The sequence below is a fragment of the Acinetobacter sp. CIP 101966 genome, assembly GCF_000369725.1.
Lineage (GTDB): Bacteria > Pseudomonadota > Gammaproteobacteria > Pseudomonadales > Moraxellaceae > Acinetobacter > Acinetobacter lwoffii_Q.
The window spans coordinates 156,615-171,896 of sequence record NZ_KB850159.1; the positions used below are offsets into that span (position 1 = coordinate 156,615).

The window sequence follows — 15,282 nt, forward strand, 5'->3', positions numbered from 1 at the left end:
TAAACCCGACAATTGTAATGGAATTGGTCGCAAGTTTGAATCAAAAGCTCGTTGAGACGGGTAGTTTTTAACGTATATTCACTATAAATTTCAAAAATAGTTGTAATTAGCTGAATGATTTTGCATCCGAAAATGCTAAAGACCACTATTTTTCAATACCTAGTATAAATTTGTTAAATGTTGTTTATTCAAACAAATCTAAAGTTCAAAATTTAGCGTCCCACCCTGTTCAGGCTGGATTCTACTCCCTGCTGAAAAATTCATGTCCAGACTCATTGAGGCATTGAAGTTTTCTACATCAAAATCATCATAGGTTTCGGGCAAATGAATGAGCAAAGGTAAACGGGTCAGACCATTGTCTCCAGAGGGAAAAGCATAGTGGCGATCAACCTGCTGTAAAAGCTGCAAACTTTCAAACTCCAGAAATACGCTACAGTTTTCATATGTTCTTGGCACCTGAATAATTTCCAGAAACATACTGCGCTTTAACTGCTGCAATTGATTGAGTGCGGTATCAATCGCCTCATCGAAATTATTCTTACGCCATAACTTTTTAAATAAGGATTTTTTCTCTTCATCTGCTTTTTGCCGCTGCAGTGTATTAATATATTTTTTCAGATCCCGGTATTGCTGTACATTTTCAGAAATCGTATTTTGAATATCCAGAACAGCCTGCTGTGAACGCTGATGCATGACTTGCCATTCATTGCGGTGTGTAGGAATAAAGGTTTCCGATTTACGCTTTTCCAGTAAACGGATAAAAGCCAGCAGTTTATATTCAAAATTCTGGATGTACTGATTAAACATGAAACCCGGCTGGGACTTGAAATCGCGGTAATAGGCCAGAATTTCTGTAAATATTTTATAGACATGCAGATACAGATAATCAAACTCTTCAATATGCGACAAATGATCACGAATGGCATCCCGCATCGGTAAAAGCAATTCACGCGTCATAATTTCTTCAAACTGTTTCAAGTGACGTTGTGCCACCACATCGGCATTTTTCTCTACGACTTGAATAGGCTCAACCAGTAAAGGCAATAACTTCTGTTCAGACACCTGTTCCAGCGTATGCACGATATCGATTACATCCAAATGAATCTGACTCTGTAAAGTTACCATCCGCTGCATCTGCGATTTCAGGGTTTCTACCACCGCTTCATCCATATCATCCTGGAGGTCCAAAATCAGGATATTCAGGTAGACCTGATCTTCAAGTGCACCTTTTTCTTCAATCAGGAAACGACGAATAGAATACGGGTTTTGCTGCACATCCATCACCGGCGCAACAATAAATAGAAATTGCGAGGTACGGACAATATCAAAATGACGAATCTGCTGCTCTTTAATCAGGAAATAACGGAAAAGTGGATGCGTCATTTCTGCCGTCTGTTTTTTTAATAGCGGCTTATACCAATAACTCAACAATTGCTGCTTGATAAAAACTTCAATAATGAAGCATTTGATTTGCTGTTCGGTAAGCTGACGCACTCCTTCAACCGGCTGTAAGCGGAGACCACGAATAATCTCAGCAGCATTTAATAAAAATGTACGACGCAGTTCCAGCTTTTCACGCTGCATCTGAAAATTTTCATTGACGTCAATTTTATCGATTTGTTCAAGTACGTTTTCTAAGTAGTCCGCAATTTGCAAGCTATCATTCAAACCCTGCAAACTTTTCAGTGACAAGCCAAAGGTACTGGCATAGTAACGCATCCGGTCATTGAGAAATTTTTGGCTAAGACGTTCTACCGAATGTTGAGCCTGATAGCGGTATTGATCCATTTCCTGATCCCAAAGAATTTTCTTGGGCTTTAAAATTTGAAAATCAATACTTGGCAGAGTAAAACTTGAAGTGCGACATAAACCACCTAATTAATTTAAAGGGTTTATGGAGTATATAAAATTGTCATACCATCATCTTAACTTTGAAGATCGTACTGCATTAATGCTTGAGTCAAGAAAAGAAGGCTTTTCAGCCAGAAAATTTGCTGAACTCATTAAAAGACATCCTAGTACGATCTATCGTGAGCTTAAAAGAAATAGCATCAATGACGTTTATCAAGCTCAATATGCTTCTGATAACACCTTCGCTAGACGTAGACGTGGTCACAGAAAACTCAAAATCGATTCAATCCTCTGGAAATTTATTGTTGAAGCGATCCGTTGTTTATGGTCTCCTCAGCAAATAGCAAAGCGTTTAAAGACATTTCCTGATTTGGATCAAACAATGAATGTAAGCCATACAACGATTTATTCAACGATACGAGCATTACCAAAGGGTGAGTTGAAAAAAGACTTATTATCCTGTCTGCGTCATGAAAATAAAAAGCGAAAAGCTAACGGTGAACCTAAAAAAGATTCTATATTACAGGATATTAAAACTATTCATGAGCGCCCAGCCGAAGTTCAAGAAAGAAAAATACCGGGTCATTGGGAAGCTGATTTAATTAAAGGTAAAGACAATAAAAGTTCGATAGCAACACTTATTGAACGAAATACACGGCTCTGTATCTTGGCAACATTACCTGATGCAAAGGCAGAATCAGTGCGCAAGGCTTTAACTGAAGCTCTGAAATATTTACCTGCAGAACTGCGTAAAACGTTGACCTATGACCGTGGACGCGAGATGGCAGAACATAAAATACTTGAAGAAGATTTAGGCATAGATGTATATTTCTGTGACCCACATTCACCCTGGCAAAAAGGCACATGCGAAAATATGAATGGTTTAATTAGGCAATATTTACCTAAAGGGATTGATTTAAATCAGGCAGATCAGCATTATTTAAATCAAGTTGCCATGTCACTGAATACTCGTCCTAGAAAAGCGTTAGATTGGCTTACACCATTAGAGAAATTTGCTCAGCTTGTTGATTATCATAAGACTTTTCAAACTGTCGCACCTCATGTTTGAATTCGCCCTTTCTTTTAATTCGGGTGAAACTTCTGCCAGAATAGTACGAAGCTCTCGCTCCCAATTTAAATCCAGACTTGGTTCCAGTTGTGATAAACGTGCACGTAACTGATATGGAATCGCAATCTGTGACATGTTTATCCCCTTAATATATCGAAAACATTATTTTAAACAAAATGGTAGATGATTTTAAAAATAATCAGGTCAATATTGTCTGACGAATATAATGCTTATGCAAACCACATTATTCATTATTTTTTCTGATTTTTTCTAGCTGTGCAGCTTTATTTGCCAGCTCATTTTTTTTCAGCTGCTGCTGTTTTAAATGCAATATTCCTTCCACAATCAACAGTAAAACAGCCAACCAGATTGGAATATAGGTCAGCCATTCACCTGATTCCACACGCTCACCCAGTGCCATCGAGGCAAAAGCAAGCAGTACCGGCTCCAGATAACTCAACAGCCCAAAGATGACAAAGGGTAAATATCGGCTAGCCAAAATATAGCTACCTAAACCGAGCGCACTTAAAAAGCCCAATCCAAGAACTGCCAGGATCAAATGAGAATGACTCAACATAAGCGACATAGAATCGCTATAGATAAAGCCCAAATAAAATGCCACAGGCAAAATCAGAAATAGATCCCACCAGAATCCACCAAGATGATCGGTCGCGAATTTACGCCGCATAAAGAAATAAAGTGGATAAGCTAAAGCGACATAGACCGTTTCCCATGCGATTGAACCGATCCGCCAGATTTCATGCCCTACCCCCAACATTGCCAGAGCAACGGCGACCATCTGGAAAGATGACAATTTTTCTTTATAAAGCACACAGCCGACCAACACCATCACCAGAGGTAGCAGAAAATAACCGAGCGAGACTTCGAGGCCACGGCCATTGATAGGTCCCCATAGAAATAACCACAATTGCGTGGTACACAACAGTGAACTGATCAGCAACCAGATCAAGAATGAAGGCTGTTGCAACACCCGCTTAAAGATATTGCTAATATGTTTCAGATCACCCGACCACCACATAAAGGCTGTGAGGAATGGTAAAGTCGCCAGCATACGCCAAGCAAAAGTCTGTTCACTATCTAAAGGCTGTAAAAAAGGCGTAAATACATACAGCACTCCAAAAACCACAGAGGCCAAGACAGATAACGCGATGCCTTTATACATAGTTAAACTCTACTTTCATTCGCCGGCATTATAACGATTAGTACAATAGAAAGCTTGATGCTTCATCTATTTAAAATGTAGTTATCTCTCGATTTTAGATTGTCTTTCGACTCATAAAATAAAAAACCATGCCATAGCATGGTTCCCATTAAGACGATCTTTTTATCTTTGAGTTTGTTTAGTATGAATTACATCACTCAGGTCATAACCGACAGACTGTGCATATTGTAAATATTCATTTACCACATTTTTATCCAATTGAGGATCACGTGAGAGTATCCACATATATTTACGTTTTGGCTCACCGACCAGAACAGTTTGATAATTTTCATCCAGTTTTAAGACCCAATAATCGCCACGAGCGACCGGAATCCAACGAATAAAGTCTGGTAAGAAACTGACTTTTAACTTGGTATTCTGCGGTGGATTTTGCACAAATGCCTCGCCCAATGACTGGGTTTGTCCACCATCTTTTTTAATGCAGCGGTTATCCACCACGATATTGCCATTTTCATTTAAAGTATAGGTCGCTGTGACATCGCGATCACACTTGTTTTGAAAATACAAAGGTTTGCGTGCTACTTCGTACCATGTTCCCAGATAACGGTCCAGTTCAACTTTCTCAATGGTCGGTAATGGCTCGTCTTTCGCATAAGCCATGGTAGCGGCGCCCAAACCAAGAAGAACCGCACTACCCACCGCAATTTTTGCCAGCTTTAATCCAGTACGTGAAAATTTTTGAGTTGTCATAAAGATAAGTTGTCATTAAAAAGTAAACATGTATTCTTTTCCGAATTGGTTTGATACTTTCTCCACCCATTGCTCTATTTTGTCAGCTGTCATGACTTGAAAATCTCGCCAATAATATTTCATCTGCTTCCATACCATCTCGATTCGATTTAACTCAGGGCTATAAGCTGGAATAAAATACAGATTCGTCGAAAAGTTAGTTTTAAGTAGCTCTCTGTAATCAGCCATCTTTTTACTTCTATGAATCGAGGCATTATCAACAATAAGAACCAATGGAAGGTTATACGTCTGTTTTACTTGTTGAGCTATTCCAGTTAAATAGGCATAAAACCAAGTGCTTGTCACTGACTCTTGTAAACAACTAGTCACCAGTTTCCCCGTTGAAAGCAAACACCCCATGACATTAACTCGTTTTAATCTTATTGCATCAACCGCATGAACATCACCTATCTTTGTCCACGCATAGCGGTTATCAGGTGTAGATGAAAATCCTGTTTCATCAACATAACCTAATATAATTTCACCACGTGCCGCTTGCTCTCGTAATTCTTCAATCTGCTGTGTTGCTTGTTCAAATGCAATCGGATCTCTTTTTTTTCAAGCTATGACGGGTACGCTTGAAGACCATACCTGAATCCCGTAAAAACTTACGAATGGTTTCAACAGACACGGACACTTCGTATTCTTCATGTAGTTTGACTCGGATTTGTTCTGCATTGAGTGGACTTGTATTGACCCAATCTAGGATTTTCGCCTGATAGTCTGAGATCAATGTATTGGGTCGACCTGAGCGATGACCTTCTTTAATCGATTCAAACTCATACAATTCCCAACGTCGGCGTTGTAGCCTTATGGTTTCTGGGATACGTTCTTGTAGAGTGGCAACTTCCGCAACACTTTTACCTTCGGAAAGCCAGAGAATAGTTTGGGCACGTTGCCTTTCACGCCAATGTTTTGCATGCTTGACCAGAAAAATGAGTCGTTCTCGCTGTTCTAAACTAAGTGGTACAGAAACAATTCTAGGCATGTGTGAACATCTGTTAACTAAAAAAACCTTTTCGCATCATTAGTTATTTTTGTCAACTTACCTATTGCATGTTCACAAAATATTTATTTAAAAATTTCTGTTCATACAATAGCTTTATCCAATTCCTAAATTTGTTACATTATGTTTTCTTTGTGATTGATTTTACGTCATTTAAATAAGATTTAATGCAACAACAATCAATCAAATATCTGGGCTTTTAAACGCACAATTTCATCACGCATACGCGCAGCCTGCTCAAACTGAAGCTCTTTGGAAGCTTTCAGCATTTCCTTTTCAAGCTTGTTAATGTGTTTCGCAAACATTTTTGGATCTGCCATGATATGCCGCTCATCTGCACTGATCGCACGTGCCTGATCCGAGGCTTTCAATTCAATTGAATCATCATCCAATACTTCACCGGTATCAATTTCCTTGATCACCTGACGCACTGCACTGCGCGGGGTAATGCCATGTTCTTCATTAAACTGAATCTGCTTGGCACGACGACGGTCTGTCTCATCAATGGCTTTCTGCATCGAATCAGTGATTCGGTCTGCATACAGAATCGCCTTACCTTTCAAGTTACGTGCAGCGCGGCCAATGGTCTGAATGAGAGAGCGCTCGGAACGCAGAAATCCCTCTTTATCTGCATCCAGAATGGCAACCAGTGACACTTCCGGCATATCCAGCCCTTCACGCAGTAGGTTAATCCCAACCAGTACATCATGCACCCCAGTACGCAGTTCATGAATGATTTTGACACGTTCAACAGTATCGATATCCGAGTGTAAATAAGCGACCTTAATCCCGTATTCTTTCAAATAAGAGGTTAAATCTTCAGCCATACGCTTGGTCAAGGTTGTAACCAGCACCCGCTCATTAATATCTTTACGCAAATTAATTTCTGAAAGCACATCATCGACTTGCGTCAGAACTGGACGGATTTCAATTTCTGGATCAATCAGACCAGTTGGACGTACCACCTGCTCGACAATCTGTTGGGATTTTTCCAGCTCGTAACGTGCGGGCGTTGCGCTGACATAAACAGTCGTCGGCACAATCCGTTCCCATTCCTCAAATTTCATCGGCCGGTTATCCAGCGCGCTTGGCAAACGGAACCCGTAATTCACCAGATTTTCTTTACGCGAACGGTCGCCCTTATACATGGCGCCAATCTGCGGCACCGTCACATGTGACTCATCAATAATCAGCAAGGCATCATCAGGAATATAATCGAACAAGGTCGGTGGCGCTTCACCCGCAGGACGGCCCGACAAATGCCGTGAATAGTTTTCAATGCCGTTGGTATAACCCAACTGCTGCATCATTTCCAGATCATAGCGTGTACGCTGCTCGATGCGCTGGGCTTCCAGCAGTTTGTCATTTTCCCGGAAGAACACCAGGCGCTCTTTAAGTTCTTCCCGAATGGTTTCGATGGCACGGGACAAATTGTCTTTCGGCGTAACATAATGGCTTTTAGGATAAATGGTTACGCGAGGTACTTTACGAACCATTTTCCCTGTCAGCGGATCAAACCAGCGAATAGAGTCAACTTCATCATCAAACAGTTCAATCCGGATGGCATCCTGATCCGATTCAGCCGGAAAAATATCAATAATTTCACCGCGAATACGATAAGTACCACGCAGAAATTCCAGTTCGTTACGCGAATACTGCATCTCGACCAGACGGCGAATAATATCATCACGGCCAATGCGGTCACCCTCCACCACATGCAGCAACATGCTCATATAGGCATTTGGATCACCCAAACCATAAATCGCAGATACCGATGCGACAATAATCGCATCACGTCGCTCTAGGAGTGAACGGGTTGCAGAAAGGCGCATCTGGTCAATATGGTCATTAATTGCAGCATCTTTCTCGATAAAAGTATCTGAAGATGGCACATAGGCTTCCGGCTGATAATAATCATAATAACTGACAAAATATTCGACGGCATTATTGGGGAAAAATGCTTTAAATTCGCCGTAGAGCTGCGCAGCCAAAGTTTTGTTATGTGCCATGACAATGGTCGGACGCTGTGTCTGTGCAATGACATTGGCCATAGTATAGGTTTTACCAGACCCAGTAACCCCCAGTAAAAGCTGATCATGAAAACCCTGTTCAATGCCTTTGACAAGTTTTTCAATGGCCTGTGGCTGATCGCCTGCTGGTTGATAACTGGTCACTAATTCAAAGGGTTTTTTATCACTCATAGCTTTCGCTGACTTCGCTGCGGATATAGATTTGATTTATTATGAGGGTAAATTGGAATTACTCAATCCCTGCTTAGGTTTCTGTTTGGTAAAATAAAACAATATTAGTATTCATTATTTGTTAGCGCTTGACTCATTCTCTAGTTTGAAAAATCATCAATAAAATATACAGTTACAAAGGGAATAAATACAGAACAAACTAATCATTTTCAGCCAGCAGCTTTATTTGGGCGTACTCGGTATCCTGTTTTGGCTTATGGGTGAAATACTCTATCTGTTTGGCTAGTCCGGCACAATTTTGCCTTGACCCCTTTTCATTTCACGGGCAACATGAAGATCAGGATGGCCTAGAATCGACAATTATGACTTACCACTATCACGATGAAAGTATTGTTAAATCCCTTCCGGAAAATACGGTTTTTGTTTTTGGCAGCAACTTGGCTGGACAACACGGTGGTGGAGCAGCCAGAACGGCACTTGAGCATTTTGGTGCAGTCATGGGCGTGGGTCGTGGCTGGGCGGGTCAGAGCTATGCCATTCCCACCATGAACGAGCATTTGCAACAAATGCCGCTCTCACAAATCCAGCACTATATTGATGACTTTAAGATTTACACCAAAAATCATCCTAAAAATAAATATTTTATTACTTCCTTGGGTTGTGGGATCGCAGGTTATAAGGTCGAGGAAATTGCACCGATGTTTAAAGGCATCTCACGCAATGTCATTTTCCCGCAATCTTTCCGTCCTTTTGTCGAAAAGCCGCTGCCAAAATTAAGCGCAAATTTCTTACATACCATATTCCGCGATTCCGTGATTTTAACTCCGGCCAGCGATGAGTTGATTGAAGAACTGCCTTTGAGCGAAAATGAAAAAAGCCTGGCAAGAATTATTTTAAATACCCAGATCTATCCGACCGACAGCAATGGACGGGAACGTGTCTTTGAAATTGAAGATATCCTGCATAATCTGAATACCAAGCTGGTCGATTTTCAAAGCCATTCAGAAGGTGCCATGCTGTTTGGAGGCGTGATTTTAGCGCTACTGGAACTTTATAATATTAACGAGAAAGATTTTATCGATGTCTGGCAAGGCGAGAGAGAAATCGCGCCACCGAAGCCGGAAAATAAAGCGCGTAAAAGCATTCGTTAGTGCTATCAAAATATCTTTCAAAAAAAGCCAATGTTTGAATTGGCTTTTTTTTCTGGGCGGCTAAAATGTCGAATATGAAATCAACCAGGTGTGGATTTTATTTTGGTCGGCATTTAGAGAGCTTAAATATTTCGTTTGCTTTATTAAGAATAAAATTGAAAGAGATTTGGATAAATTAGAGCACCATTTTCTCTTTGCGCGAAAGATGAATCAAATATTACTCATCAACTCCCTAAAAATTTCCACAAAAAAAGCCATGATTTATCATAGCTTTTTGAGTCTGATCAATTAGCGCTTGCCCATTGAACGGCGCGTACCACGTGGTGGCATCCAGGTACGGTCAGCATAACGCTGTGGTCTTGGTCTTAAATCTTCCAGAACTTCTTCTGCAGCATTTTGCTCTGCTTGCTTGATCGGGAAAGGTAAATTAACCAGGGGCTTTTTTTTGGGAGGAGTTTGGGTGCTCATGTGATTCACTCAATAATATATGCAGCTATTGTACAAAAAAACTCAGTCGACTGGGTAGCAGGATCTTGGATAAATTCATATGCTCTTGTTTTGGAAAAATAAAAAATCATCCCATGATGATAAATGCTTGAATCAATGCAGCCTAAAATTTACCTAAACTCTCCTCTATATCTTCTACGATAAAAATTCATAGGATTGAAATTTTAATGCTTTCAAGAGCAAATTTCCTTCACTTTTATACTTAAGCTATTAAGGTAAAAGTAATTATATTTACACGCTATACATTTCTTAAAATTCAAGAGATATAAACAAAAAATATATAGAATTTACCAATATCAACCATCGATTAACTTTTGACCTGTTGTTCTATAACTGAATTTTTTAATGTAATTCACATAATTAATGAACTAGAAAAACGAATAAACAAACTGGACATGGAGTTCCAAATCAATGAAAACATTGCTGGCATGTATGGCAGGCCTAGCCACTTTACCTATGGTCGCACATGCAGATTCCCCTTATTTTAGCTTGCAAGATGGAGATGGCTTTAAGCGCTTTTCGGTATCAGTCGGTGCATTGCATGTGATGCCGCAAGGCAAGGCCCAACCATTTAAAGTGAACCGTACCGGGTTTGTCGGAGAGTCAATATTCTGAGAGACTATCCCGATGACAAAATTAAAATATACCCCTGAAATCAGAGAAAGAGCGGTTCAATTATTGATTGAATCTGAAAAAGATTATCCTTCTACTTGGGCTGCAATCACAGCAATTGCGCCTAAGATTGGTTGTACTCCTGAAACACTTCGTGCCTGGCATCAAAAGCATTTAGATCAGCAAAATCCTATTAAAGTACAACAGATATCTGATCAAGAAAAAATGAAGCAAATGGAACGTGAAATTAAAGAATTAAAGCGTGCCAATGAAATTCTACGTAAAGCAGCCGCTTTTTTCGCCCAGGCGGAGCTCGACCGCCCACACAAATAATGGTGGATTTCATCCATAACAATAAAGACTTATATGGTGTTGATGCGATTTGTAGGATTTTACCGATCGCAGCTTCAACCTATTACCGGACTCTAGATCTCTGCGAAAATCCAGAACATCGAGCAAAGCGAGATTTACATGATGAGCATCATGCTGAACAAATTAAACGAATTTGGAAGGAAAGTTCAGGTCGATATGGTGTACGTAAAGTCTGGCAAAAACTGAAACGTGAAGGCTATATTATTGCACGCTGTACTGTTGCTCGATTAATGAAAAAGCTAGGTATACAAGGTGTTTGGCGAGGTAAGAACAAACAAACCACCCGTAGCCGAGATGACCAAAAACGAGCAGATGATTTAGTGAAACGTAATTTTAGTGCTGATCGACCTGACCAATTATGGGTCAGTGACTTTACGTATATTCAAACTCATTCAGGCTGGGTCTATACCGCCTTTATTATTGATGTGTTCTCACGAGCAATTGTTGGATGGAAGGTATCGACACGCATGAATACAGATATGGTACTCGATGCACTTGAGCAAGCATTGCACGATCGAGGCATGCCAAAGAATGTGATTCATCATTCCGATAGAGGTGTTCAATATCTTTCTATTCGCTATACCAATCGTTTAGAAGCTGCAAATTTACGAGCATCAGTCGGTACAACTGGTGATTCATACGATAATGCTCTGGCTGAAACGGTGAATGGCTTATACAAAACAGAGGTGATTGAATATTTAAAAGCAGATTGGCAAGGTTTAGCAGATGTACAACTTGCGACACTAAACTGGGTAGATTGGTTCAATAAAAAGCGTGTACACAGTGCACTGGGTTATGTATCGCCTTTTGAGTTTGAAGCAATGTACTATGATAAGATTAACCCGTTAGGTCAGGTGGCCTAACTTAAATAAAAAAGTCTCCGACAAACCCGGTACGGTTCAAAGTGAATACTGCTGTCGAAAACGGTAAAAGTTATAGAAACGGCGCTATCAATGTTGATACGGTCGTCAATAATCTTGATCCTTCTGTCGATCAGATAACAGTGAAAGGATTATTAGAAGGGATTGGTTTCTTCACTGGAGGTACATTACCAGCGAATATCAGTGGAACCACTCAAATCAATGGTCTGTCTGAATGGGATAATCCAGGTACCGGTCTGACAGCGGATGATGTCACCACTTTAGGCATTATGACCAATTACTATTTTACCGATAATATTTCTTTTGAAATGAAAGCCGGCATTCCACCCAAGGTTGATCTGCAAGGTAAAGGTAAAATCTATGCACCGTTCTCGGGAACAGCAACCCCTACTCTGGGCAATATTGAACTTCCTATCGATATTATACTGAAGAAAGATATCGAGATTACTGATCTGGAAGCCTATGGTCCGGCTGCCTCTGCCCGCGCCTGGACACCTGCCTTTGAATTCCAGTATCACTTTGGTAAAACCGGAGTGAATAAATTCCGGCCTTATGTCGGCTTAGGTGTGATGTATGCCTATTTCAATGAACTGGAAATTAACTCACGTACCGAGCAGGACCTGATTGCTGCAGGACATATGATTGCCAATATTAAACAAGGCAATGCTGGTGCTTCCCTTGAAGGCAAGCTAAGTGAAGCCGATCCAAAAGTAAAGCTTGAAGCATCCGATGCTTTCGCGCCTGTGGCCACGGTCGGCTTTAGCTATGACTTTAATGACACTTGGTTTGCAGTCGGTTCAGTATCTTATGCACATCTAAAAAATGACACGACAATTACGGTGACAGATGCAAATTTAGGTGAACTGATTCGCTCTAAAGCCGATATTGAAGTCAATCCGATTCTGGCCTATGCCGGGATCGGTATGCGTTTCTAAGCTCAATATCCGATTTTTAATTAAAACGGCTTCGGCCGTTTTTTTAGGCTTAATATATTAATAAAAAAAATTTATCTTTTGATCAATATTTATTTAATCGCCTCTATTGCTTGAATCGAATACTATACATATCAAATTTATAGGCATGAATGACGTATGGCTGACAGTCAATTTTCCAAAGCTCTTATTTTTATGCTGATTGGCTCCGCCATCATTTTGGCACTGTCACTGGGTGTACGTCATGCCTTTGGCCTGTATCTGGTACCGATGAGCGAAGAATTCGGTTGGGGTCATAATGTTTTTAGCCTGGCTATTGCCATGCAAAACCTGATCTGGGGTGCAGTTCAGCCGATTACCGGGGCATTTGCCGATAAATATGGCAGCAAGATTGTGGTAGCTGTAGGCGGAGCCTTATATGCAATTGGTCTACTCTTGATGGCAGTTAGCTCGACCGGATTATTGCTTAATCTGAGTGTCGGCCTGATTCTGGGTCTCGCCCTGTCAGCTACGTCATTTCCGGTGTTATTGTCTGCAGTTGGACGTGCTGCCCCACCAGAAAAGCGCAGTTTGGCGATGGGAATTGCTAGTGCGGCCGGATCTTTTGGTCAGTTTATCATGCTGCCTTCAACCCTGTTGCTATTACAGAATGTCGGCTGGTCAGCGGCGCTGGTGGTCAGTGCCATTTTAATTGCATTGATTGTGCCATTGGCCTGGATGCTGAAAGCACCGATGTATGTTCATCCCAACGCGGCCGCTACCCCCAATAAAGTCTCACTCAATTTTAAACAGATTCTGGTGGTGGTGAAAAATCATAAACCCTTCTGGTTTCTGGCTATGGGCTTTTTTGTTTGTGGTTTTCAGGTAGTTTTTATTGGCATTCACCTGCCTGGCTATCTGATTGATCATGGGTTTAATGCCACAACCGGTACGATCTTCTTAGCCTTAGTGGGTCTGTTTAATGTGGTAGGCACCTATACGGCCGGCTGGCTGGGTGGCAAATACTTCAAACCGCATCTACTGATGGGATTATATGCATTGCGTGGAATTGCGATTATTGCCTTTCTCATGCTGCCTCTCAGCACATGGACAGTCTATAGCTTTGGTGTCATTATGGGGTTACTCTGGTTATCGACCGTTCCGCTGACCAATGGCATTGTGGCGAATATGTTCGGGGTGAAATATCTGACCATGCTCAGTGGCATCGTGTTCTTTACCCATCAGGTTGGCTCATTTTTTGGTGGCTGGCTCGGTGGAGTTAACCATGATTTGAGTGGCAATTATAATGCGGTGTGGATGCTATCCATTGTCCTCAGCATTTTTGGCGTACTGGTGCATTTCTGGGTCAATGAGGAGCAAATCGTCCATGACTGATTCTCTATTGAAACTCAAACTCTTGATTGCTGTGGCAATCCTGCTTTTACTGGCTTTGTCGATTGGACTGTGGTTTCAAACACCTCAGTTATTTGAATATTTTAATCAGGCTTTTTGCGCACACTAAACTGCTGAAATATCCTCAGCAGAAAATGCGCAATCCATCGCACAATAAGTTAAATGTTTCAAAATCAACTAAATATTAAAAATATCAGATTATTCATAAACTTATCATTTCTTTTGATTTTATTTCAGTCCGGAATTTTCTTAGATTCTCATCAACAAGAAAATTCTGAGACTTTATAATGACCAGCTTAACCCAACTTTCACAAGCCATTCATGATGCTCCACGCTGGCATCAGCAAGATCAATTTCAACATCCGGCTGAAATCAAGATTGTACCGCAAACAGATCAGGCCTTAGGCGCAGTGGTCTTTGGTCTGGATGCCCGTAAAGCCCAGTCATCTGAAACCATTTTACAGTTAAAACAGGCTCTGGCCGAGCATCTGATTTTGATCTTTAAGCAGCAAAGTCTGGATGATTTACAATACTTGGCATTTTCAACTTATTTCGGTTCCATTTTCCGCCCAGGTGCAGATACCCCGGTATTGGCTGCGCAGTCCGATAGCGGTGTTCCACCAGATGTCGTGCCGGTTTCCAATGCCGTCGGTCAGGGAGACTATACCGGGCATGGTGAACTGACTCCACATACCGATCATCAATGGACACCTTTACCCTCTTTTGCTTCCTTATTGTATGCGATTGAACTGCCTCAGAACGGTGGACAGACCAGCTGGATCAATACCATTAAAGCCTATGATGCACTCAATAAAGAAACCAAAGCACAGATTGATCAGCTGCAACTGATTACTTATAACCCTTTCGTGCGCCGTCAAAAAACCAGAGATCAGGCTGATGATCAAGGTTATGGCAATAGCCCGCTGTATCGCTTTAAAGATCAGCCCATATTAAGTCATGCCTATCCACATCCACTGGTGCGCACTCATCCTGAATCCGGTCGTAAAGCACTTTGGCTGAATACGCATACCGAAGTCGAACTGGTCAATTATGATGATCAGGCTGGCAGTCAACTGATCGCAAAATTACGTGAGCATATTTCAAAACCTGAGTTCGCTTATGAACATCACTGGGAAATTGGCGATATCGTGTTCTGGGATAATCAGGTGACTTTGCACTCACGCCGTCCATTCCCGGCTGATCAGCGCCGTTTATTAAAACGCATCAGTCTGGCGGGTAGCCGTCCGTTTTAGAAATGAGAAAATCAGAATAACAAGAAAGGTCATTACAACCTTCGATAATAATGACTCACATGTAAATCCTCTACCATTGAGAC

At 41.2% G+C, this 15,282-nt stretch carries 13 protein-coding genes, 2 pseudogenes and 1 other annotated feature; of the genes and pseudogenes, 8 read left to right on the forward strand and 7 right to left on the reverse strand.

Translation table 11 applies throughout. The features are described 5' to 3' along the window. Positions 1 to 198: 198 nt before the first annotated feature. On the reverse strand, positions 199 to 1,788 hold the full coding sequence (locus F891_RS03565; protein WP_005262153.1) for a hypothetical protein: 1,590 nt from the start codon (positions 1,786 to 1,788) through the stop codon (positions 199 to 201). A 163-nt stretch (positions 1,789 to 1,951) separates the two neighbouring features. Here F891_RS03565 and F891_RS03570 point away from each other — a divergent pair, with 163 nt between their 5' ends. Further along, positions 1,952 to 2,920 carry an IS30 family transposase gene (locus F891_RS03570; RefSeq protein WP_081398964.1) on the forward strand — a complete coding sequence of 323 codons (969 nt, stop codon included), beginning with the start codon at positions 1,952 to 1,954 and terminating at the stop codon, positions 2,918 to 2,920. A gap of 244 nt (positions 2,921 to 3,164) precedes the next feature. Here F891_RS03570 and rarD read toward each other — a convergent pair whose 3' ends face one another. The 5 genes from rarD to uvrB form a co-directional block, all read right to left on the reverse strand. Beyond that, positions 3,165 to 4,103, reverse strand: a complete 939-nt coding sequence (gene rarD / locus F891_RS03575; protein WP_004730115.1) for an EamA family transporter RarD — start codon at positions 4,101 to 4,103, stop codon at positions 3,165 to 3,167. Between the two features lie 162 nt (positions 4,104 to 4,265). Then, positions 4,266 to 4,853: a lipocalin family protein gene (locus F891_RS03580; RefSeq protein WP_004279677.1), complete on the reverse strand. Its 588-nt coding sequence runs from the start codon at positions 4,851 to 4,853 to the stop codon at positions 4,266 to 4,268. A 15-nt stretch (positions 4,854 to 4,868) separates the two neighbouring features. Continuing rightward, positions 4,869 to 5,435 carry an IS630 family transposase gene (locus F891_RS03585; protein WP_108675453.1) on the reverse strand — a complete coding sequence of 189 codons (567 nt, stop codon included), beginning with the start codon at positions 5,433 to 5,435 and terminating at the stop codon, positions 4,869 to 4,871. Continuing rightward, positions 5,425 to 5,880, reverse strand: coding sequence for a helix-turn-helix domain-containing protein (locus F891_RS03590; protein WP_004647755.1), 456 nt, complete (start codon positions 5,878 to 5,880; stop codon positions 5,425 to 5,427). The genes F891_RS03585 and F891_RS03590 overlap by 11 nt, the downstream gene beginning before the upstream one ends. A gap of 197 nt (positions 5,881 to 6,077) precedes the next feature. Next, entirely contained in the window at positions 6,078 to 8,099 is a 2,022-nt protein-coding gene (gene uvrB, locus F891_RS03595) for an excinuclease ABC subunit UvrB (RefSeq protein ID WP_005262158.1), read from the reverse strand. 362 nt (positions 8,100 to 8,461) lie between these two features. Here uvrB and F891_RS03600 point away from each other — a divergent pair, with 362 nt between their 5' ends. Next, positions 8,462 to 9,250 (forward strand): A1S_2505 family phage non-structural protein, encoded by a 789-nt coding sequence (locus F891_RS03600; protein WP_004279675.1) that lies wholly within the window; start codon positions 8,462 to 8,464, stop codon positions 9,248 to 9,250. 288 nt (positions 9,251 to 9,538) lie between these two features. On the opposite strand, the gene F891_RS03610 is transcribed toward F891_RS03600, so the two are convergent. Further along, positions 9,539 to 9,718, reverse strand: coding sequence for a hypothetical protein (locus F891_RS03610; RefSeq protein ID WP_004646507.1), 180 nt, complete (start codon positions 9,716 to 9,718; stop codon positions 9,539 to 9,541). Positions 9,719 to 10,168: 450 nt separating this feature from the next. On the opposite strand from F891_RS03610, the pseudogene F891_RS03615 reads away from it, so the two are divergent. From F891_RS03615 to F891_RS03645, 6 genes and pseudogenes are all read left to right on the forward strand, one after another. Beyond that, positions 10,169 to 10,363 (forward strand): annotated as a pseudogene (locus tag F891_RS03615) (OmpW family protein); the annotation flags it as partial. A 21-nt stretch (positions 10,364 to 10,384) separates the two neighbouring features. Continuing rightward, a protein-coding gene (locus F891_RS03625) for an IS3 family transposase (RefSeq protein ID WP_121980446.1) occupies positions 10,385 to 11,604 on the forward strand; the annotation gives its coding sequence in 2 pieces (ribosomal slippage) (positions 10,385 to 10,661 and positions 10,661 to 11,604; 1,221 coding nt in all). Continuing rightward, positions 10,660 to 10,776 (forward strand) — a sequence feature (AL1L pseudoknot). It overlaps the preceding gene by 117 nt. Before the next feature lie 35 nt (positions 11,605 to 11,639). Further along, a pseudogene (locus F891_RS03630) lies at positions 11,640 to 12,557 on the forward strand (OmpW/AlkL family protein); the annotation flags it as partial. Between the two features lie 156 nt (positions 12,558 to 12,713). Next, positions 12,714 to 13,928 (forward strand): MFS transporter, encoded by a 1,215-nt coding sequence (locus F891_RS03635; RefSeq protein ID WP_005104600.1) that lies wholly within the window; start codon positions 12,714 to 12,716, stop codon positions 13,926 to 13,928. Next, positions 13,921 to 14,055 carry a hypothetical protein gene (locus F891_RS18395; RefSeq protein ID WP_005104601.1) on the forward strand — a complete coding sequence of 45 codons (135 nt, stop codon included), beginning with the start codon at positions 13,921 to 13,923 and terminating at the stop codon, positions 14,053 to 14,055. Before F891_RS03635 ends, F891_RS18395 begins: the two co-directional genes overlap by 8 nt. Before the next feature lie 178 nt (positions 14,056 to 14,233). Beyond that, positions 14,234 to 15,199, forward strand: a complete 966-nt coding sequence (locus F891_RS03645; RefSeq protein ID WP_004279669.1) for a TauD/TfdA dioxygenase family protein — start codon at positions 14,234 to 14,236, stop codon at positions 15,197 to 15,199. Positions 15,200 to 15,282 lie beyond the last annotated feature (83 nt).